Genomic DNA, 21,395 nt, shown 5'->3' with positions numbered 1-21,395 from the left:
CCTTATCTTGAGGGCGAGGCGCCGCAGAGGAGGGCCATGCGCGGGTCCATGTCAGGAAATTGATCGAACTCGCCGTCGCGATCGGACTGATCGCGTTGAACGCCGTCTTCGCGCTGTCGGAACTGGCGGTTGTCTCATCCCGGAAATCCCGGCTCGCCGCGCTGGCGAACGGCGGGCGCGCCGGCGCCCGGTCGGCCTTGACGCTGGCGGAGGCGCCGGGACGGTTCCTGTCCACCGTCCAGATCGGCATCACCCTGATCGGCGTTCTCGCCGGCGCATTCTCCGGCGCCGCGCTGGGCGCGGCCTTGACGGATATCCTGCTGGAGCAGGGCGCCTCGCGCTGGGTCGCGGATACAGCTGGCTACGGCGTGGTGCTCGGCCTCATCGCCTATCTGTCGGTGGTGGTGGGCGAACTCGTGCCGAAACAGCTCGCGCTGCGCAATCCCGAAGCCATCGCCTGCGCCATGGCGCCGGCCATGGTGGCGCTGTCGCGCGCCGCCGCGCCGCTGATCTGGCTGCTGGACGCCTCAACCCGGCTGGTCATGAGACTGTTCGGGGCTTCGGACGCCGGCGAGCACGCCATCACCGAGGACGAGATCAAGACGCTGGTCGCGGAAGCGGCCGGCGCCGGCGTGATCGAGCGCGACGAGCATCGCATGATTTCGGGCGTGCTGCGCATGGGCGACCGCACCGCGCGCACGTTAATGACGCCGCGCACCGAGGTCCAATGGCTGGACCTGTCCCGGCCCGCGCCAGAGATTCGCGAAACCCTGCGCAAGGCGCGCCACTCGCGGCTTCCGGCTTTCGACGGCGGCGCAGACGAGATTCTCGGCGTTCTCTATGTCAAGGACGCGCTCGACGCGGTTTTGTCGGGCGCGGAGCTGGACGTTCGCGCCTTGCTCAAGACCGCGCCGGTCGTGCCCGACGGGCTGGATGCGCTCAACCTGCTCGCGACCCTTAAAGCCGCTGAGACGCCGATGGCGCTGGTGCATGACGAATATGGTCATTTCGAGGGGCTGGCGACGCCTGCGGATGTGCTGGACGCCATCGCCGGGGCGTTCCGCTCCGACGCGGCGGACGACGGGCCGGAAATGGTCCGGCGCCCAAATGGGTCCTGGCTGATCTCGGGCGCGACGCCCGCCGACGAAGTGGCGGATCAACTGGGGTTTCGCCTGCCCGACGGCGACTACGAGACCATGGCCGGGCTGGTGTTGCAGGCCATGCGCCGGCTGCCGGCGACCGGCGATTGCGTCGATGTCGCCGGCTGGCGCCTGGAAGTGGTCGATCTCGATGGTCGCCGGATCGACAAGGTGCTGGCGAGTCCGCTTTCGCCGCCAGCCCCGGAGGCGCTACCGTGAGCTTTGGCTTTCGCCGTTGTGCTCCAGATGTTCGGCGAGGTCCGCCGCCAGCCCGAAAAACTTGCGGCGCACGTCCGGCACAAAGGGATTCATGCGCTCGATGGCGTAAAAAACTTCCGGCGCGTCGTGACGCACCATGTCCACCGCGCGCATCAGCAGGTCGAAGCTGACGGTGGTCATCGAGCGGGGCAGGGGCTCCATCTCCACCAGCACCTTGGCGATCAGATGCGTCAGGCCCTGCACCATGGCGGCTTCGCGGTCGTGCTGCTCCGGCGTGGCGATGATGGCGTCGAGCTGGAAGGTCTGGCGCAGCCAGCCGGCCAGCGGCCGGGTCCAATGGCCCCGGATCGGGCACAGCACGATTTTCAGCCCCTTGACGCCGCCGCGCGCGCTCTGCGGTCCGAACATCGGATGCGTGCCGACAATGTCCACATGATCGGGCAGCTCCTCGCGCATGATCTGGGCCGGCAGCACCTTGACCGAGCCGACGTCGAGGACCAGCGCGCCCGCACGCAGGCAGGGGCGGATCTCGCGGCAGATTTCGCGCAGGGCCGGCACCGGCGCCGCGAGGATCACCACGTCGCACGCCGCCGCTTCGGCCAGGGTCGCCGCGATGACGCCCTTGATCGGCGCCTGGACCTGAGGGTCGTAGCCGAGCAGCGCGAAGCGGCCGCCGAGATGGGCGGCGATCAGCCGGCCAAACGCGCCGAGACCTATCAGGCCGATGCGCGGCGCGACTTTTCTTGTTTTTCTTGAACGTTGGCTCACGGCGACCTCCGGGAAGGCCCCCGGTCAAACCGCTCGGGCTGCGAAAGTCAAGCGCAAGTCTGGCGCCTTTGCGCGGCTTGGCCGCGCTATTTGGCCTCGCTCGAGTGGCAGGCGCCGGGAAAACTGTTGAACTTCGACCAGTCGCCGCAAGGCGTGCAGGCCGAGGCCGCAAGGCCGAGGGCGAAAACGGCGGCGATACGCAAGACTTTGGCCATACGCTTGATCCCGAAAGTTCCGGCGCGACCTTGGCGTGACCTTGCGAGAAGAGTCAAGCGGCCCCGGCAAGGGCTGGGTTTTCAAGCCTCTTTGGGGAAGTCGCAGGCCAGGGCGGTTTCGCGCCCGGCCTCCAATTCCTTGCGAAAAGCCTCGGCGCGCGCGCCGATGACATTTTGCGCCACCGAGCCCAGCACCAGCCGCAGCGGCGGGGCGTCGCTCTCGGCGGCGCGGATGATGGCGGCCGCGCCGCGCGCCGGGTCTCCCAATTGCGTCCCGCTATACGCCTGCGTGGCCTCGCGGCGGGCGATGGCGGTGTCCGCATAGGCGTCGATCGGCCGTTTCGGGGTTTTCAGCGAGCGCCCCGCCCAGTCGGTGCGGAACGGGCCGGGCTCGACGATCAGGACCTTGACGCCGAGCGGCGCCAGTTCCTGCGCCATGGCTTCGGACAGGCCCTCCACGGCGAATTTGGTGGCGTTGTAATAGCCGATGCCGGGGAAGCCGCACACGCCGCCCATGGAGGAGAGATTGACGATCACGCCGGAACGCTGCGCCCGCATGATCGGCAGAACGGCGCGGCACAGCGCGGCGAGGCCGAACACATTGGTCTCGAACAGCGCGCGGATCTCGTCGTCCTCGCCTTCCTCGACCGCCGCCAGATAGCCATAGCCGGCGTTGTTGACGAGGACGTCGATCCTCCCGAATTTTTGTTGGGCCGCCGCGACGGCCTCGGCGATCTGTTCGGGCTTGTCGACATTAAGGCCGAGGGCCAGCGCGTTGTCCGGCGCCAGGGCGGCGAGATCGGCGATTTTCGCCGCGTCGCGCGCGGTCACGATCACCTTTTTGCCCGCTTCGAGCAATTGCCGGGCGATCTCGCGGCCGAAGCCGGTCGAACATCCGGTGACGAACCAGACCGAACGATCCATTTGCGCCATGTTCCCGCCTCCTTTTCCCTATTCCTAGCATCGCAGTGATTTGCATGAAAGCTGAGCGGCCGAATCGACGATTGCGGGTAGGACGCGAGTGAAAACCATGGTAGACGAAGCCGCCCCGCGTCCCGCTGGCGCGTGACCCTTTGTCTTGAGCGCAGTTTCAGACAAGCCACGTAGTCGAGACACAACGCCAGGCGGATCGCGAAGTCGCCGCGATCAGCGCCCCGGGCTCCAGACGGATCAAGACAATGAGCGAATCAGACGCAGAAACGATAGTTGCTTCCGAAATTCGGGCCGGCGGCGCCGAATTCCGCACGCAGCTTTCGATGCTGCGCGGCCCGAAACGGCCCGAATTCCTGCGCGACGAACTTTTGTCCGAAATTTTCGCGGCCACGGTCGAGGCGGCGCCGCAAGCCATCGCCATGACCACGATGGAGCGCAAGCTGTCCTACGCGCGGGTCGATCACGAAGCGACGGCCCTGGCGCGCGGGCTGGCGCGGCGCGGCATCGGCCCCGGCGACGTGGTGGGCCTGTGGGGCGCGCGCGGCCCCGAACTGCTGATCAGCCAGATCGCCATCGCCAAGACCGGCGCGGCCTGGCTGCCGTTCGACGCCGACGCCCCGGTCGAACGCATCGAAACCTGCCTGCAGGACGCCCAGGCCAAGGCGCTGCTCACCTCCGAGACGTTCGCGGCCAAGGCGCGCGGCGGCATCAGCGCGGCGATCGTCACCGAAGCCGATCTGATCGACGCCAACGACCAGACGCCGGTGGACGCCCGCGCGCGCGGGACGACGCCCGATCATCCCGCCTATATGATCTATACGTCGGGATCGACGGGCGTGCCGAAAGGCATCGTCGTCACCAACCGCAACATCTGCCACTATCTGCGTTCGGCCAACGCCAATTATGGCGTAACCCGCGCCGATGTGGTGTTCCAGGGCGCCTCCATCGCCTTCGACCTGTCGATGGAGGAAATCTGGATTCCCTATCTAGTTGGGGCGGAACTGTTCGTGGCCACGCCCGAGGTCATGGGCGAGGCCGAGCGCCTGCCGGACCTGATGGACGAAATCGGCGTCAGCGTGCTCGACACCGTGCCGACGCTGCTGTCGCTGCTGCCGCGTGATGTGGCTTCTCTGCGCGTCATCATTCTCGGCGGCGAGGCCTGCCCGCCGTCGGTCGCGGTGCGCTGGTGCAAGCCGGGCCGCACCATTTTCAATTCCTACGGTCCGACCGAGGCGACCGTGGTCGCCACCATGGCCGAGGTTCGTCCGAACGAGGCCGTGACCATCGGCTGCCCCATCGCCAACTACACCTGCTATGTCGCCGACGAGGCCAACACTCTGCTGCCGCGCGGCGTGGAAGGCGAATTGCTGATCGGCGGCCCCGGCGTGGCGCGCGGCTATTTGAAGCGCGACGCTCTGACGGCGCAAAAGTTCATCGCCAATCCCTTCGACTCCGCCGGCGACGACCCGATCCTGTACCGCTCCGGCGACGCGGTGGTGATGGAGGCCGACGGCCGCCTCTCGTTCCATGGCCGCATCGACGATCAGGTGAAAATCCGCGGCTTCCGCGTCGAACTGGGCGAGATCGAGGCCAAGCTGTCGGAACAGCCGGGCGTCAAGCAGGCCGCCGTGGTGCTGCGCCAGGACGACGGGCTCGATCAACTGGTGGCCTTCCTCGTCCGCGAAAACGACGCGCCGCTCGACCCCAAGGCCCTTCGCGCCGGCTTGCGCGCGACGCTGCCGCCTTACATGACGCCGGCCCGATACGAGATTCGCGACATCTTGCCTCGCCTGTCGTCCGGCAAGGTGGACCGCAAGGCGCTGAAGAAGGAGCCGCTGACCGCGCCGGCCGCCGCGACCGAGGCGCAGGAGGATCCGCAGACCGAGACGGAGGCGATCCTGCTGGAGGCGGCGCTGAAAGTGCTGCCGCCGCAAACGGTGCCGTTCGACGCCGATTTCTTCACCGATCTGGGCGGACATTCGCTGCTGGCGGCGCGCTTTGTCTCCATTGTGCGCCAGACGCCGCGCCTCGCCGGCATTACGCTTCAGGATATGTACAGCGCCCGCACGTTGCGCGCCATCGCCGTCCTGCTCGACGAAAAGGTCGCCGTCGCCGGGACGCCCGCCGACCTGACCTTCACGCCGCCGCCGCTGTTGCGCCGCTTTCTGTGCGGCCTCGCCCAGGCCGTCTGCGTGCCGTTCCTGCTGGCGCTGGCCACGGCGCAATGGCTGGGCATTTTCGTGTCCTACATGCTGCTCACCGACACGGACGCCAGCTTCGGCCAGGAAGTGGCGTCGCTGCTCGGCGTCTATGTCGTGGTCAACATTCTCACGGTCTGCCTCGCCATCGCGACCAAATGGATCGTGATCGGCCGGTTCAAGCCGGGCCGCTATCCGTTGTGGGGGCTGTATTATTTCCGCTGGTGGCTGGTGCAGCGCATGCTCGGCCTCACCCATATCAAATGGTTCCAGTGCTCGCCGCTGATGCGGGTCTATTTGCAGGCGCTCGGCGTCAAGGTCGGGCAGGACGCCAATATTTCCGAACTGGAGATCGGCGCGCTCGATCTGGTGACGATCGGGGCGGGGGCCACAATCGGCGTGCGCGCCAAGCTCGCCAATGTGTCCTTCGTCGGCAATGAGATGATCGTCGGGACTATCGACATCGGCCCCGAATGTTACATCGGCTCCTCCTGCGCGATTTCGGAAAATTGCGTGCTGGAGGAGGGCGCGGAAATGCGCGACCTCAGCGCCATCTCGCCGCACACCCGGCTTGGCGCCTGGGAGATTTGGGACGGATCGCCGGCGCGCTGCATCGGTTCGGTCAACAAGGAGGCGCTGCCGCCCGCCGCCAAGGTTTCGTCCGGGCGCCGCAGCCTGCAGACCTTCCTCTACACCCTGCTGCTGCTGGCGATCCCGCCGGTCGGCCTGCTGCCGTTGTTCCCGGCCTTCTGGGTGTTCGACCGCATCGACGAGGCGCTCGGCCTCGCCGCGGTGAGCCGGCAGCTCTATATGGCGGCGATTCCCGTCATGGCCTGGCCCACCTCCTTCGTCATGGTGCTGGTGACCGTGGGCTTCATCGCCGCCGTGCGCTGGATCGTGCTGCCGCGCGTGCGCGAAGGCCGCTATTCGGTCTACTCGTGGTTCTACATGCGCAAATGGGCGGTGGCCCTGGCCATCGAGGTGACGCTGGAAACGCTGTCCTCGCTCTACGCCACCATCTACATGCGCTGGTGGTATCGACTGATGGGCGCGAAAATCGGCCAAGGCTCGGAAATCTCCACCAACCTGTCCGGCCGCTACGACCTGATCGAGATCGGCGACAAGTGTTTTATCGCCGACGAGGCGATCATCGGCGACGAGGACATCCGGCGCGGCTGGATGACGCTGGAGAAGCTGAAAACCGGCGCGCGCGTGTTCATCGGCAATGACGGCGTGCTGCCGCCCGGCGCCATCATCCCCGACGGCGCGCTGATCGGCATCAAGTCCAAGCCGCCGGCCAATGAATTGATGTCGCCCGGCGACACCTGGTTCGGCTCGCCGCCGATCAAGCTGCCGGTGCGCCAGAAGTTTGACAGCGCCGGCGCCAACTGGACCTATGAAGCGCCGAAATGGAAAGTTTTCGCGCGCGGCGTGTTCGAGGCGGTGCATATTTCGCTGCCGACCATGCTGTTCATCACCTTCGGCACCTGGGCCATCGAATGGTTCGGCCCCGCCATGCTCGAAGGACGCTATGGCGAGGTGTTCTGGAAGTTCGTCGCGGCTTCGACTTTGATCGCGGCGGCCATGACGCTGGTGGTCGTCGGCGTGAAATGGGCGACCATGGGGCGCTACGAGCCTGTGACCAAACCGATGTGGTCGTGGTGGGCGATGCGCACCGAGGCCGTCGCCGTGCTCTATTGGGGCCTCGCCGGCCGCGTCATGCTGGAGCATCTGCGCTGCACGCCGTTCCTGCCGTGGTTCATGCGGATGTTCGGCGCGAAGATCGGCAAGGGCTGCGTGTTCGACATGACCGACATCACCGAATTCGACTGCGTCGAGGTCGGCGACTTCTGCTCCCTGAACGTGCTCTGCGCGCTGCAGACCCATTTGTACGAGGATCGCGTGATGAAGGTGGGCCGCGTCCGCCTCGGCTCCGGCGTGACCGTCGGCGCGGGCTCCACCGTGCTCTACGATTCCCATGTCGGCGATTTCGCCCGGCTCGGGCCGCAGACCATTGTGATGAAGGGCGAATCCATTCCGGCCAACACCGAATGGGCGGGTTCGCCGGCCGCCCCGGCCCAACCCGGCAACGCCTGAGCTGCGCGTCTTGCGGCCTCGGAATTGTGCGGTTACGGTCGTTCCGGGGAGGCTTGCGCCTGTATGACACAAGACACTGACGCCTTGCGGGTCTGGTTTCGCCTGATCCGCCTGCATACGCGCAGCCGAATGGCCATCGCCAACCGGCTGCGCGCCTATGACCTGTCCGTTCCGCAATGCGACGTCCTCACCACCCTGACAGAGCGTGAGGGCATGTCGCAGCAGGAGTTGGCGGCGCGGCTTTACGTCACCAAGGGCAATATTTCCGGGCTGGTGGACCGTCTCGTCGCCAGCGGGCTGGTCGAGCGCCGCACCCTGCAGAGCGATCGCCGCTCCCACGCCATTCACCTGACCCCGGCGGGACGGGATCTCGCGCGAAAAGGCATCGAGGCGCAGCAGGCTTTCGTCGCGGAGACGTTCGGGCGAATCGAGCCGGAACGGCTGGCCCAGCTCGACGGCCTGCTGGTGGAATTGCGCGAACTCGTTCGGGCGACGGGCGAGCCGATCGAGCAGGAAGCCTGATTTGGCCGATTTGACCGGATTTGACGAAGCGTTCTTCACCGCGTCGGCCGAGGCCTGGCGCGACGCCTTGCGCAAACGCGACTTTTCCGCCCGCGAATTGTTCGAGGCGGTTTGGGCGCGGGTGATGGAGCGCAATCCGGCTGTCAACGCGCTGATCGCCTGGGACGAGGACGGCGCCCGCCGCGCCGCCGACGAATCCGACAAGCGGCTGGCGCGCCGCGAACGCCTGCCGCTCGACGGGCTGCCGCTGTCGATCAAGGACAGTTTCGCCACGGCGGGCCTGACCACGACCTGCGGCGCCGAGGAACTCGCGGATTACGTTCCCGAGGAGGATGCGCTGGCGGTGGCGCGGCTGCGCGCGGCCGGCGCCGTGATTTTCGCCAAGAGCAACGTGCCGCGCCTGACCGGCGATTTCCAGACGTATAACGCGCTGTTCGGCGCCACCTGCAATCCCTGGGACCTGTCGCGTTCGCCCGGCGGTTCGTCGGGCGGCGCGGCGGCCTCGGTCGTCGCCGGCCTGACCGCCTTCGAACTTGGCTCCGATCTCGGCGGCTCGATCCGCTGGCCGGCGCATGGCTGCGGCCTGTTCGGCCTCAAGACCAGCTGGAGCCAGGTTCCCATGCTGGGCCACATTCCGCCGCTGCCGTCGATCAAGCTCAAGAACCCGCCCGATCTCGGCGTCGCCGGGCCATTGGCGCGGTCGGCGGGCGATCTGGAGCTGGCGCTCTCGGTGATCGCCGGCCCGGTCAACGCCTCCGGCCCGGCCTTCCTGCCCAAGCCCCGGCGTCAATCGGCGAAGGACTGGCGCGTGGCGCTGTGGCTCGATCCGAATTTCGCGCCGGTCGATCCCGAAGTGGAGCAGGGGGTGCTGCTCGCCGCCGACCTGTTGCGGGAGACGGGCGCGCGGGTCGAGCCGGCCCGGCCGGATTTCGCGCTGGAGGAGGCGTTGGACATCTACGCCTTGCTCAATTTCGCCATCGGCTTCGCCGGCGCGCCGCCGGAGGTTCGCGCCCGCGCGGCGCAGGAGGGCGAGGGATTCTGGCCGGCGCTGCGGGCGCGGGCGGCGCGGATGGACGCGGCGGCTTACGCCGGTCTGATGACGCGGCGCGCCGTGATGAAGCGGGCTTTCGCCGAGTTTTTCGGGCGGTATGACGCGATCCTCTGCCCGCTGGCGCCCTGTCTGGCGATCGAACACGACCTTTCGCCCGACGCGTTCGCGCGGCGCCTGCCGCTGCGCGGCGGCGATCTGCCGTATCACGATCTGCTGAAATGGGCCTGCGTGGCGGCGCTGGCGCATCTGCCGGCGGCGGCGGTTCCGGTGACGCCCGGTCCGTCCGGCCTGCCGCGCGGCGTGCAACTCATCTGCGCCTATGACGAGGACCGTTCGGCCATCGCGCTGGCGCGGTTGCTGGAGGAGGCGGGCGGCGGTTTCAGGGCGCCGCCATTTCCTTTTGGCACAGGGGCGGCGGGGCCGGCTTAACGCCGGTTTTACGCTGATCGTTCAAATTGCGCTTACGGTCTTCGCATCTTGTGAACCCTGGTGGTCCGCGAGGAACGAGAGTCCGTGTGTCACGCGTAAGCCCCCGAGTCGTCCCATGAGCGAGTTGTTCACCAAAACCATCCCCGCCCAGCCGCCCAGGCAGGACGCGCGCGATCTGCAGTCGCGGCTTTATCGAGAGATCGGTCTGGCCGCCGTCGAAGCGGCCCTGTTTGCGCCGGATCTTCTGCTGGCGGAAATCGAGCAGCGCCAGACGGTTGGCGCCGCGTCGGCCGAGGTCGTGACCTTCCCCAGCAAAGCCGCCTGACGCGTCGTTTCGAACGACGTCGCCGGGTTCTTCCGGGATCTTGCAGAGATCTTGCGGCCCTCGCCCGAGACGGGGAGAGGGAATTCTTCGCTCCCGCCAAAGCAAAACGCCCCCGTTTCCGGGGGCGTTGGTTTATCGGAATGCGTCGCGCTCAGAGCACGACGACCTTGGTTCCGATCTTGACGCGGTTGTAAAGGTCGATCGCATCGACATTGCGCATGCGGATGCAGCCCGACGACACGTGCTGGCCGATCTTGTCCGGCTCGTTGGTGCCGTGGATGCGATACAGCGTGTCCTTGTTGCCCTGGAACAGATACATGGCGCGGGCGCCCAGCGGATTGTCCGGGCCGCCCGGCAGGCCGCCGGCTTCCGCCGTCGGGCGCAGGTGCGGCCAACGCTCCAGCATATCGGCCGGCGGCATCCAGCCGGGCCATTCCGCCAGCTTGCCGACGCGCGCCTCGCCCCGCCAGCCGGCCGCCTCGCTGCCGGTGGCGACGCCGTAGCGGATCGCCTTCTTGTTGGGCATGGAGAAATACAGGAAGTTCTTGCTGGAATCGATGGTGATCGTACCCGGCGCGGCGCCGGTGGGATCGTCCACGATGAAGCGTTCATATTCGCCGCCGACATTTGTATTGGGCGCCAGCGACAGGAATTCCTTATCACGGGAATTGAGGGTGGGGTCGGGCGTGCGGACGCCGCCCACGCCGTTGCAGCCGGCCAAAGCCGCCGCCATCAAACCGTAAACCGCCAATATTCGAAAATTCATCGCCCGCCCCGAATTGATCCGCCCGGTGTATTGATTGGATAATTAACATATCGAGCCGCCCCGTCACCCCGGTTGCACCCGCGAAGGCGTGCAATCGCCCGAAAAGCCGGGCGCTGTGACCGATGAGCCACACCGTTACTTAAAAATGACACAGCAAGGGCAAAACCATCGTCGCACGAGATTTGCGCGACAGCGTTAATTTGCGGCTCCGCTTACACGACTTTCGGCCAAGACGGCAAACAACGTTGGACAGGACCGGCAAATAGCGCGATGTTGATCCCGCAGCGGGAGGGGCGACTTTTCCCGCCAAGAAACGCGTGAGGCCAGCCTTATGGCGGAGCTTCACGTAAAAGCAGGTTTGGGGAAGGTAGACGCCGAGGTTTTTCCCGCGCGTGAAATGATTTGGCCGGAAACGCGGCGGATTTCGTTTTCCGCCGCCTCTTGGCTTGACATGTTCAGAAGCTGGAAATCCACGGGACTTCGCCGCCGGCTCGCAGGCGTGGCGCGCGGGCCCGTCGAGGACATGGGCGAGTAGAAAGTGAACACGCTTCTCATCACGCATCCCAGCGGGCTTGATCACGACAATGGGCCGGGGCATCCCGAACGTCCCGACCGCGTTCGGGTGGTGGAGCGCATCCTCGAACATGAGAAATTCATGACGCTGATCCGCGACCAGGCGGTCGAGGGGTCGCGCGAGCAGGTGCTGCGGGTCCATCCCGAATCCTATCTGTTGGCGCTGGAGCAGGCGTCGCCGCGCGACGGTTTCGCCAAGCTCGACAGCGACACCACCATGAGCCCGGGCACGCTGGCCGCCGCCTATCGCGCCATCGGCGGCTGCTGCCAGGCCGTCGATGAGGTGATGACGCGCAAGGTGGACAACGCCTTCGTCGCCATGCGGCCGCCGGGTCATCACGCCGAACGCGCGACGCCCATGGGCTTCTGCTTCTTCAACAACGCCGCCGTGGCCGCCCGTCACGCTCTCGCCATCCATGCCGCCGAACGCGTCGCCATCATGGATTTCGACGCCCATCACGGCAATGGCACCCAGGACATCTTCTGGTCGGACGCGCGGGTGATGTACGCCTCGACCCATGAAATGCCGCTGTATCCCGGCACCGGTTCCGCCGGCGAGCGCGGCGAATACAACAACATGGTCAATGCGCCGCTCGCCGCCGGGGACGGCGGCATGAACTTCCGCGAGGCGATGGAAGTCGCGATTCTGCCGCGGCTGGAGGATTTCAACCCGGACCTGCTGATCATTTCCGCCGGCTTCGATGGTCACCGGCGCGACCCGCTGGCCAATCTCAACCTGACCGAGGCGGATTTCGGCTGGGCCACCGCCAAGCTCATGGACGTCGCCGACCGCAAATGCGGCGGCCGCGTCGTGTCGCTGCTGGAAGGCGGCTACGATCTCGACGGGCTGGCGCGCTCCGCCGCCGCCCATGTGCTGACGCTCATGGGCGTCTAGCTCAAGCCAGGGAATAACGCGGCGGCCGTCAGACCGGCAGCCGGCCCAGTTTTTTCGTCAGCGACAGCAGCAGGCTCGACGCCAGCTTGCGCCAGCCCGGCAGATCGTTGCGCTTGATGCGCTGGCGCAGATCGCGCACGGTGGCGTCGCGCGCGACATGCACGACCTCCTCGATCACGATCCGCTCCGGCTCCTTCTTGAAGGCGTCGGGGTCCTGCAGCGCGGCGCGCGAGATCAGCCCGTGCCGGACCAGGACCGAGGCGTAGCCGGCGATCCCGGCGATCAGCAGATCCGAGAACGCGTCGCCGGTGATCTTGTCGCAGCGGGCGAGATGGGCGAGCAGGGTCTGCCGCGCGTCGAACAGCGCGCCGGCGTTGTCGGTCGAGCGCGAGGCCGGGCGCACCCGGTAGAGCTGCGTCGGCGCCATCACCGTTTCGCCGGTGAGGCCGGCCAGACAGAACCGGGCGTTGAACTCCCAGTCCTCGAACAGGGCGCGCATCTCCGGCGCATAGCCGCCAAGACGGTCGAAGGCGGATTTCCGCACGAGAATGGCGCTGTGGGCGCAATTTTCGTCGAGCACGGTCATGGGATTGGCGTCGGTGGGGAACCAGAAATGATTGCGCGCGCCGTGGGAGCGCTGCACGCCATAGACCATGTCGATGTCAGGGTTCAGGCGCAGGGCGCGGCGTGTCGCGCGGAAGCCGTCGGCGTCCAGCATGTCGTCGGCGTCGAGAAACTGCAGCGCCTGCGCCTGTTCGACCGCCGCCGCGCCGCAATTGCGCGCCGCCGAAGGGCCGCCGTTTTGCGCCATGACGATCAGGCGGACGTCCGGCGCTCCCGCGGCGTTGGCCTGCGCCACGATCGCCGCCACGCGCGCCGCCTCCTCGGCCGCCGAGGCGTCGTCCACCACGATGATCTCATCGCCCGGTTGGGCGCTGGCGCGGATCGACGCGAGGCAATCGGCGAGATCGTCGGCGCAGTGGTAATGCGGCACGATGAAGGCGACGCTGAAATCCGGGCCTTCCACCGCCGGTGGCGCGGCGGGCGCCTCGGCCAGGGCGAAATAGGCGGCGAGCATTTTGGCGTTGGACTCGCGCGCCACCTGGTTGAATTTTTGCCGCGCCTGAGGGTCGCCCGCGCCGGGCGTCAGCCCGGACAGAAAGGCGAGAATGGCCTCGGGCGCATCGGGCGCCAGCGGGTCGTAGCAGCGCACGGCGGGGAAGGGGGCGGCGATTTCCGGCATGCCGCCGCGCGAACTGACCAGCGTCGGCTTGCCGAACGGCAGCGTCTCCAGCAGCGCGTTGGGATAATTCTCGAAGATCGACGGGAACACGAAGGCGTCGGCCTGCGGCAGAAATTCCGAGGGCAGCCGTTGCTGATCGATGTAACCGAAAATTTCGACCTGGGCGGCGATGCCGGCCCGCTCGGCGGCGGCGCGGATCACATCGCTGTTGCTGCGCTTGTCGTCGTGCGGCAGATCGAGGCCCAGCAGCTGGAAGCGCAGCCCCCGCGCCTTGATCAGGGCGACAATGTCCGGCGAGTCGGCGACGGTCTCGAAGAAATGAGCGATTCCCTTGCGGTTCTCCAACCGGCCGACATAGCAGACGGTGAGCGGGCGGTCGTCTGGGCGGGTCGCCGCATCCTCCGGGGCCGCTTCGTGCTCGGTTTGCAGCCCGAACAGGCCGGGCTCGGGCTTGGGATGGGCAATGCGGACGACGCGCGCGGCGATGTCCACGCCATTGCGGCGGCAGATCGCCTCGATCCGCTCGCGCATCGCGGTCGCGCCATAGGTCAGCGCGTCGGCATGGCGACAGCAGAACAATTCATATCCCAGCGAGCGCCGCCGGATTACGTCGTCGGCGCAAAGCGGGTCGTTGTTATCCTCGAACAGCATGAGCAGCGGCGAATGCAGCCGCACGGTCATCTTTTCCGCGCGCAACTGCCCGTGGCGGCGCATTTTCAGGCTGAAATAGCCCTCCATGCCGTAATCGGGAAATTCGATCAAACCGAAGCTGTGGCCATGGTTTTGCAGCGCCAGCAGCGTCTCCGCCACCGCCAGCGAAAACCGCATGTGGTCGTTGCCGACATCCTCGATATGCAGGCCGGCGCGATGATGGATCGGCGGCGCCACGATCACCGAGATGTTCGGCAGCAAATCCCTCAGGCGTGGGTCGAGATCGGCGGCGCAGATCAGCAGGATGGCGCGGCCGTCGGCGTGTTGCGACAACAGGCGCAGCAACAGCCGCGAATACGTGCCGATGCCGCCTGTCACCAGGCTCAGGGGCTCGTAGCAGGTCAGGACGAAATCCCAGCGCCGCGGAGCGAGGTTGAAACTTTCGTGGCGATCTTCAAACAGGGGCGTCAACGGCTGTACGTTTCCTGAGTCGGAGGACTTGAAGGGGAGTCCATGAAATCGGCTTGCCGTCAAGTTTCCGCTTGGGAAGGCGGCCGCGTCAAGGCGCGGCGCGCCGGACTGTTTCAAGGCCTTGTCGTACAGTCTGTCTTTGGTTGGCTGAGGCGCGCATGTGACGATTTGATGGTAATCGCCAAGTTTATCCCGAAATTCGGGATGCTGTCATTTCTGCTTGACTTGCGGGAACCGCTGCGGTTAACGAGGTTGTATTCGTACGCTGGCCCCGCTTTCGGCGTCTTAACTTTTTGGTGACGAATGACTCAGGACTCTAACCGAAAATTTGCGTTTTTCGTTTGTCATCACAAGCCCGGCCCGCTGTTCCGCGACGAGATTTTCACGCCTATTCAGGTGGGCGCCGCCCTGGCCAAGGCGCCGCTGCCGCAATGCGTGCGTGACGACGAGGGTGAGAATATCTCGTCGAAAAATCCGAGCTATTGCGAGCTGACCGCGCTCTACTGGATGTGGAAGAACGTGGACGCCGAATATTATGGCTTGTTCCAGTATCGCCGCTTTTTGAATTTCAAGCGCATCGGCGCGCCCAGCAATACGTTCAACGATTTCAGCCGCGAAAAGGTCGAGCAACTCGGATGGACGCGGCCGAAGATCGAGGCTGTTTTCCAGCAATATGACATTGTCACCTCGCCGCGTTGGAATGTGCATCCGGTCGGATTGGGTCATCTGGTGATGAGCAATTACGACTTTTACGCCAAGGAGCACAATATTCGCGATCTCGATGCGGTGATCGAGGTCGTCAAGAATAAATATCCGGACATTTTCCCGTTCTTGCTGCGTTATCTCTATTCCGAGCGCTGCACCTTCGCGAACTTGATGGCGATGCGCTCGGATTACTTCAAGTCTTACGCCGAATGGCTGTTCGACGTCCTGTTCGAGGCGGAGAAGGCGATCGATATTTCCGGCTACGATTCCTATCAGAAGCGCGTGTTCGGCTTCCTGTCCGAGCGCCTGTGCGGCGCCTATATCGATTATCTCAAGGCGACGCGGGGCGCGCGCGTCGCCGAGGCCGGCGTCGTTTTCGGGGTGTTCGCCAAGCCTGTCACGGACGGCGCCCAGGCGCTGCGCAACATCGAAGCGCAAACGGCGCCGGCGCGCGATTATCTCGTCCCCGAGCGCGTCCATGTCACTTTCGCCATCGACGACACATACGCCCCGCATTGCGGCGCCGCCATCGCCTCCCTGCTCGGCAACATCCATGAGCGGCAGCAACTCACCATCCACATTCTGCACGACGAGACGCTGTCGCCGCGCAGCCGCGGCCTGTTGGCCTCGCTGCTGCGCCGCCCCGAAACCCAGATCGACTTCATCGAAATCCCGGCGAAGGATTTCGACTTCTTCCCCAACAACCGCGCCCATATTTCCCGCGCGACCTATTACCGGCTGGTGCTGCACAAGGTTTTGCCGGCGGAAGTGAAGAAGACCATCTATATCGACGCCGATGTGATTCTCGCCGACAACATCTGCCGGATTTGGGTCGATCTCGAAGATAATTTCGCCGCCGCCTGCGCCGACGAGGGCGGCGTTCTGCAAACACGACGGCTCGGCTTGCCGCTCAGCCACACCTATTTCAATGCGGGCGTGTGCGTGTTCAACCTGGAAAAGCTGCGCGGTTGCGACGCCGATCTGCTCTATCTCGAATCCTATGCGTATAACCGGAAACTGATCTCGCTTCAGGACCAGGATATTCTCAACATCGCCTTTTGTGACAAGACGAAGCTTCTGCCGTTGCGCTGGAACGCCAATGCGCGGCTCTACCGCTGGAACGATCTGGAATACAAATATTCCGAGACCGAAGCCCAGGACGCCGCGCTCCATCCGGGGCTGATTCATTACACAGATTCGTCAAAGCCCTGGAACCCGCGCTGCGAGCACCCGCTGGTCTCGCTCTATTGGCGCTGGCGCAACGAGACGCCCTGGCGGCGCGGCGCCTTGGCGAGGCTGGCGTTCAACCTGACCGCCTGGCGCTGGCGCAACCGCGATTTCGCGCGCCAGTTCGAGCGCCGCATGCGGCCGCGCGTCAAGGCGATCGGCCGCTTGTTCACGAGTCAGGCCTGACGCCAGAGCGTTTCAAGCGAAGCGGAAACCGCTTCGCCGAAGGGGCTTGAGCTTATTTGCGGCGCGCGCCGCCGATGCGGCGCGAGGCCGACAGCGCGAAGCGGGCCAGCTTGCGCCGCCAAAGCGGCAGGGGGAGCGCCTTGATCCGTTCCTCGAGATCGACGATCTCGACGATTTCCACGGTCCGGCGCTCCACGATGGGCTCCGGCTCCGGTTCCGGCGCGGGCGGATCCGGCGTGTCGCGGCGCTGCCCCGCGCCGGGCTGCAGCAGGCCAGCGCGTTCGAGCATGGACGCATAGTTGGCGAGAGTCGCGGCCAGACGGTCGCGGCGCGGGTCTCCCGACAGCGGCGCGCGCGCGATATGGGCGAACAGGTCCTGGCGGGATCGGTCGAGCCGGTCGAGATGGGCGAGCGTGCGGGAGGCATGGCCCATCCGATAGTGCTGGGTCTGCGCGATCACCAATTCGCCGGCGAGGCCGGACAGGCACAGGCGGACGTTGAACTCCCAGTCCTCATAATGATAGCGCATCCCCGGCGTCTGCCCGCCCAGCGCCTCGAAAGCCGCGCGGCGCACCAGCGGCGCACTGTGGCAATAGTTTTCCTCGAACGCGGTGAGCGGGTTGGCGTCCATCGTCACCCAATAGAACCGGTCCGCGCCGAAATTGCGCTGCAGGCCATAGACCATGGCGAGGTCGGGGTTGAGCCGCAGGGCGCGGCGCGTGGCGCGGAACCCGTCGGGATTGAGCGCGTCGTCGGCGTCGATGAACTGGAGGGCCTGGGCGCGCGTCAGCCGGGCGACGCCGGCGTTGCGGGCGGCGGCGGGGCCGCTGTTGTGCGGCAGTTCATGCAGGACGATCTGCACGCCGCCTTCGGCGTTCAGCCGCGCGATCATGGCGCGCAGCGCCGTCTTTTCGTCGGCCCGCGAGGCGTCGTCCACCACCAGGATTTCGTCGTCGTCTTCCGCGCAGGCGCGGGTCGAAATCAGGCAATCCTCGATATATTCGGTGGCGTTGAAGTGCGGGATGACGAAGCCGACCGGGAGGTCCGCCGGCTCGGCGCGCGCAGGCTGCGGCGGCGGGGTCAGGGCGCTCCACAGCGACGCGCCCTCGCGCCGGCCGCGCGGCGCGGGGTCGAAGCCGAACCGCTGGCACAGCTCGGCGACGCGCGCGAAAAGGGCGTCGTCGCGATGCGCGAGCAGGTCGGCGCGCTGGAGGCAGGCGATTTCCTCCACCAGCAGGTTGCGGGTCTGCGGCGACACGTCGCACAGCGGCCCCGCCATATCCAGCGCCGTCGGGCCATAAAGCCGCAGGGTGAGTCCGTCGATACGCAACTGGCCGTGGCGGCGCATCTTCTGCAGGTAGAACGCCTCGGCGCCGCGATCGGGGCAGCAGGCCAGGGCGAATTCATGGCCGCGCCGCTGCAGCTCCGCCAGCAGTTCGGCCGCGGCGTAGGCGAAACGCAGCTCGGCCGCTTCGAGGAAATGGACATAGCGGCCGAAGGCGTAGCGGCGCGGCGGGGCGACCAGGACGCAAACGCCCGCGAGCGCCGGCTTCGCCTGGGCATCGACGGGTTCGGCGCAAATCAGCAGAATGGCCCGCCCCGGAGCCTCCGCCTTCAGCGCGGCGACCAGTTGGAGAATGTCTTCGCCGACGCCGCCTGCGCCGGGCGCCAGCCGGTCGCCGCAGGTAAGGACCAAATCCCATCGCCGCGCGGCGGGCCAGACGTAGAACGGCGCATTGGCCTCATTGGCCCAATCCAGATCGTCGAAAAGCCCCTCGCGCGCCATGGCGTGTCCCGTAAAGCAAACCGATGGGATCTCTCATACGGCCTTTTCGCGCGAGAGGCGAGAAACCCGCAGCGCGCCCGCATTAACAAAAAAGCAAGCTTCCGCCGTCAACTTGCAACAACAACCAATGGTTGCAATAGCTTGGCCGTTCTTGGCCGACGGGAGGGCCGCATGGGACGTTTCGTTCATCGTTTCGAGGATCAGAGCCGGCTACTCGGCAAGCACGACGCCACCGGAGAAACCCGCGCCTTCCTCGGACGCTTGTTTTTGGGAACGCTGGCGGTGGCGTTCGTCAGCAGCGTCGCCTGGATGATGGCGACCGGCGATTCGCCCTTCTTCATGCGCGTCATGGGTCATTATTTCTGAACGGCTTTCGCCTGTTGGCGCGCCGCGTCGAAAAAGGCCCGCACGTCTTCACCGCCGGTGCGATGGTTGAACAGCGCGCAGCGGATCGCGGTGCGGCCCTCGAGCCGCGTCAGCGAGGGCGCCGCGAGGCCCGCGACCTGCAGGCGCTCGACCAGCGCGCGATTGGCGGCGTCGTCGCCATCCCGCAAGCGGAAGCACACAATATTGAGCGGAACCGGCGCCGCCCGCTCGAATTCCATGGATTCGTCGATCAGGGCCGCCAGCGCGCGGGCGTCGGCGCAATTGCGCGCCATGCAGGCGCCGATCCGGTCCACGCCATAGGCGCGCAGCGTCATCCACACTTTGAGCGCACGAAATCCGCGTGAAAGATCCGGGCCGAGGTCGCAGGGCCACGTCTCGCCCTTGGCGAGGCCGGTTTCGGTCCGCGACAGATAGGCCGCCGGGGCGGCGAAGGCCGCGCGTTGCGCCGCGCCGTCGCGCGCCAGGATGAAGCCGGCGTCATAGGGAACATGCGCCCATTTGTGAAAGTCGAAGGCGAGGGAATCAGCGCGTTCAATCCCCGCGATCAGCGGCCTGAGCTGTTCGGAAAAGACCGTCAGCGCGCCAAACGCGCCGTCCACATGCAGCCACAGCTTTTCCTGCGCCGCAATGTCGGCCAAATCCGGCAATGGGTCGAACGCCCCGAAATTCACTGTTCCCGCCGTGCCGACCAGCAGGAAGGGCCGCGCGCCGGCGTCGCGGTCGGCGGCGATGGCGTCGCGCAGCAGATCGAGCCGCATCCGCCCCTCCGCGTCGCAGGGGATCGGCCGCAGCGCCTGCGTACCCAGCCCCGCGAGATCCATCGCCTGTTCGACACAGGCATGGGCCTGAATCGAGGCATAGGCGCGCAACGGCGCGCCCGCGACGCCATTTACGCGGACCTCCGGGCCTAGAGCGGCGCGGCGGGCCAGCAGCACGCCATGGAAATTGGCTTGCGACGCGCCGGTGACGAACAGGCCGGACGCCGTGGCGGGAAAGCCGAATTTTCCCGCCATAGCGGCGGCGATCTTCCGTTCCAGCGCCACGCCAATATGATTGCGCCCGCCGCAGTTGAGGTTCAGCTCGCCGGCGAGCATTTCGGCGATCATGCCGACCGGCGTTCCCGCGCCATGCGCCCAGCCGAAAAAGGCGGGATGGCGGTTGCCGACGCCAAAAGGCTGGATGTCCCGCGCGAATTCGCCGAGAACCTGTTCGAGCCCGACGCCCGCTTCGGGCGCGGCGTCGTCGAGGCGCGCCAGAACCTCGGGCGGCGTTTCGCGCCAGACCGGGCCTTGCGGGACGCGCATGAGATCGTCGAGCGCGGCGTCGAGCGCCTGGTGGCTCAGGCGCCGGAATGCGTCCCAGTCTTCGGGATCGAGGGACGAGGTCTGGGACATGAGCAAATTCCGCTTGTGCGCGCCGGGCTTAAGTGACACTCCCGACTTGCCCGGAGCTTTTCAATGGCGCGCATCTATTTCGACCATAACGCGACCTCGACGCTGCGCCCAGCAGCGCGCGCGGCGATGATCGCGGCGCTCGACGCCGGCAACGCCTCGTCGGTGCACGCGGAAGGACGGGCGGCGCGGGCGCTGATCGAAACCGCCCGCGCGCATCTCGCCCGCGCTTTCGGCGTGAAGCCGGAACTGGTGGTCTTCACCTCCGGCGCGACCGAGTCGGCCAATATGGTTTTGCAGCCCGCGCTGGCGGGATACGCCTGCGAAACGCTGCTGATCGGCGGCGGCGAACACCCCTGCGTGGCCGCCGGCCATGGTTTTGGCGCGGCGTCCCCCGTCGCGCTGGACGCCGACGGGCGGCTTGACCTTAACGATTTGCGCGCGCGCCTCGTGGATGTGGTCACGCCGCTGCTGGCGCTGCAGGCGGCCAATAACGAAACCGGCGTCATTCAACCCGTCACCGAGGCCGCCGCGCTGGTTCATGACGCCGGCGGCGTTGTGGTGTGCGACGCGGTGCAGGCGCTGGGCCGGATCGACTGTTCGTTCGAGGCGACCGGCGCCGACGTCCTGTTCGTCTCCAGCCACAAGATCGGCGGCCCCAAGGGCGTCGGCGCGGCGATTTTTTCGCGCCGCGCCGTCATGCCGGCGCAAGCCTTGTTGCGCGGCGGCGGGCAGGAGCGCGGCAAACGCGGCGGCACCGAAAATGTCGCGGCCATCGCCGGTTTGGGCGCGGCGTTTCAGGAGGTTTGCGCGACCGGCGCGGACGAGATGGTCCGGCTCGGCGCGCTGCGCGACCGCATCGAGGCCGACGTTCGGGCGTTGGCCCCGGAAGCGGTGGCGTTCGGCGCCAATGCGCCGCGCCTGCCCAACACCTTGGCCTTCGCCTTGCCGGGCCTCCCCGCCGAAACCCTGGTCGCGGCGCTGGATGTGGAAGGGGTGGCGATTTCCTCAGGCTCGGCCTGTTCTTCGGGCAAGGTCGCGCCTTCCGCCGTGCTGGCGGCCATGGGGATCCCGCCCGAGATTTCCCGTTGCGCCTTGCGGATTTCGCTCGGGTGGCCAAATAATGAACCGGAGGGCGTGGCTTTTGCTACAATTTTGGCTAGAGTGCGACACAGGATGCAGCGGCGCTAGCTGAGGCAGCCAGCCCATACTCAACCA

General features: G+C 66.5%; 16 protein-coding genes. 9 read left to right on the top strand and 7 right to left on the bottom strand.

What is annotated here, in order from left to right; translation table 11 throughout:
- The first annotated feature begins 59 nt into the window (after positions 1 to 59).
- On the top strand, positions 60 to 1,358 hold the full coding sequence (locus tag CFB24_RS03380; protein WP_088519132.1) for a hemolysin family protein: 1,299 nt from the start codon (positions 60 to 62) through the stop codon (positions 1,356 to 1,358).
- Here CFB24_RS03380 and CFB24_RS03375 read toward each other — a convergent pair.
- From CFB24_RS03375 to CFB24_RS03370, 3 genes are all read right to left on the bottom strand, one after another.
- A complete protein-coding gene (locus CFB24_RS03375) occupies positions 1,350 to 2,126 on the bottom strand; it encodes a prephenate dehydrogenase (RefSeq protein ID WP_088519131.1) in 777 nt (258 codons plus the stop codon). The two genes, CFB24_RS03380 and CFB24_RS03375, sit on opposite strands and share 9 nt — an antisense overlap.
- 86 nt (positions 2,127 to 2,212) lie before the next feature.
- On the bottom strand, positions 2,213 to 2,341 hold the full coding sequence (locus CFB24_RS23900; RefSeq protein WP_264582325.1) for a hypothetical protein: 129 nt from the start codon (positions 2,339 to 2,341) through the stop codon (positions 2,213 to 2,215).
- 81 nt (positions 2,342 to 2,422) lie between these two features.
- On the bottom strand, positions 2,423 to 3,274 hold the full coding sequence (locus CFB24_RS03370) for an oxidoreductase (protein WP_088519130.1): 852 nt from the start codon (positions 3,272 to 3,274) through the stop codon (positions 2,423 to 2,425).
- Between the two features lie 323 nt (positions 3,275 to 3,597).
- On the opposite strand from CFB24_RS03370, the gene CFB24_RS03365 reads away from it, so the two are divergent.
- The 4 genes from CFB24_RS03365 to CFB24_RS03350 all read left to right on the top strand — a co-directional run bounded on the left by CFB24_RS03365 (position 3,598) and on the right by CFB24_RS03350 (position 9,896).
- Positions 3,598 to 7,569, top strand: a complete 3,972-nt coding sequence (locus CFB24_RS03365) for a Pls/PosA family non-ribosomal peptide synthetase (RefSeq protein ID WP_244593129.1) — start codon at positions 3,598 to 3,600, stop codon at positions 7,567 to 7,569.
- Between the two features lie 63 nt (positions 7,570 to 7,632).
- On the top strand, positions 7,633 to 8,091 hold the full coding sequence (locus tag CFB24_RS03360) for a MarR family winged helix-turn-helix transcriptional regulator (protein ID WP_088519128.1): 459 nt from the start codon (positions 7,633 to 7,635) through the stop codon (positions 8,089 to 8,091).
- A gap of 1 nt (position 8,092) precedes the next feature.
- Entirely contained in the window at positions 8,093 to 9,571 is a 1,479-nt protein-coding gene (locus CFB24_RS03355) for an amidase family protein (protein WP_088519127.1), read from the top strand.
- A 115-nt stretch (positions 9,572 to 9,686) separates the two neighbouring features.
- Positions 9,687 to 9,896 carry a hypothetical protein gene (locus CFB24_RS03350; protein ID WP_088519126.1) on the top strand — a complete coding sequence of 70 codons (210 nt, stop codon included), beginning with the start codon at positions 9,687 to 9,689 and terminating at the stop codon, positions 9,894 to 9,896.
- A gap of 151 nt (positions 9,897 to 10,047) precedes the next feature.
- On the opposite strand, the gene CFB24_RS03345 is transcribed toward CFB24_RS03350, so the two are convergent.
- Positions 10,048 to 10,662, bottom strand: coding sequence for a L,D-transpeptidase (locus CFB24_RS03345; RefSeq protein WP_088519125.1), 615 nt, complete (start codon positions 10,660 to 10,662; stop codon positions 10,048 to 10,050).
- Positions 10,663 to 11,200: 538 nt separating this feature from the next.
- Between CFB24_RS03345 and CFB24_RS03340 the strand changes: the two genes are divergently transcribed.
- Positions 11,201 to 12,130: a histone deacetylase family protein gene (locus CFB24_RS03340; RefSeq protein WP_088519124.1), complete on the top strand. Its 930-nt coding sequence runs from the start codon at positions 11,201 to 11,203 to the stop codon at positions 12,128 to 12,130.
- A 28-nt stretch (positions 12,131 to 12,158) separates the two neighbouring features.
- Here the strand turns inward: CFB24_RS03340 and CFB24_RS03335 are convergent, their stop codons facing one another.
- A complete protein-coding gene (locus tag CFB24_RS03335) occupies positions 12,159 to 14,495 on the bottom strand; it encodes a glycosyltransferase (protein ID WP_088519123.1) in 2,337 nt (778 codons plus the stop codon).
- A gap of 303 nt (positions 14,496 to 14,798) precedes the next feature.
- Between CFB24_RS03335 and CFB24_RS03330 the strand changes: the two genes are divergently transcribed.
- The gene (locus CFB24_RS03330) at positions 14,799 to 16,613 is read left to right on the top strand and encodes a DUF4422 domain-containing protein (RefSeq protein WP_088519122.1); all 1,815 of its coding nucleotides are present in this window, start codon (positions 14,799 to 14,801) and stop codon (positions 16,611 to 16,613) included.
- Positions 16,614 to 16,665: 52 nt separating this feature from the next.
- Here CFB24_RS03330 and CFB24_RS03325 read toward each other — a convergent pair whose 3' ends face one another.
- The gene (locus tag CFB24_RS03325; protein WP_088519121.1) at positions 16,666 to 18,399 is read right to left on the bottom strand and encodes a glycosyltransferase family A protein; all 1,734 of its coding nucleotides are present in this window, start codon (positions 18,397 to 18,399) and stop codon (positions 16,666 to 16,668) included.
- 171 nt (positions 18,400 to 18,570) lie between these two features.
- Here CFB24_RS03325 and CFB24_RS03320 point away from each other — a divergent pair, with 171 nt between their 5' ends.
- A complete protein-coding gene (locus CFB24_RS03320) occupies positions 18,571 to 18,765 on the top strand; it encodes a hypothetical protein (protein ID WP_088519120.1) in 195 nt (64 codons plus the stop codon).
- Here CFB24_RS03320 and CFB24_RS03315 read toward each other — a convergent pair.
- Positions 18,756 to 20,180, bottom strand: coding sequence for a pyridoxal phosphate-dependent decarboxylase family protein (locus CFB24_RS03315; RefSeq protein ID WP_088519119.1), 1,425 nt, complete (start codon positions 20,178 to 20,180; stop codon positions 18,756 to 18,758). The genes CFB24_RS03320 and CFB24_RS03315 overlap by 10 nt on opposite strands.
- Positions 20,181 to 20,243: 63 nt before the next feature.
- On the opposite strand from CFB24_RS03315, the gene CFB24_RS03310 reads away from it, so the two are divergent.
- Positions 20,244 to 21,368, top strand: a complete 1,125-nt coding sequence (locus CFB24_RS03310) for a cysteine desulfurase family protein (RefSeq protein ID WP_088519118.1) — start codon at positions 20,244 to 20,246, stop codon at positions 21,366 to 21,368.
- Positions 21,369 to 21,395: the final 27 nt, after the last annotated feature.

This window comes from Rhodoblastus acidophilus (genome assembly GCF_900187365.1).
Classification (GTDB): domain Bacteria; phylum Pseudomonadota; class Alphaproteobacteria; order Rhizobiales; family Beijerinckiaceae; genus Rhodoblastus; species Rhodoblastus acidophilus.
This window is presented reverse-complemented; position numbering and strand designations above follow the sequence as displayed.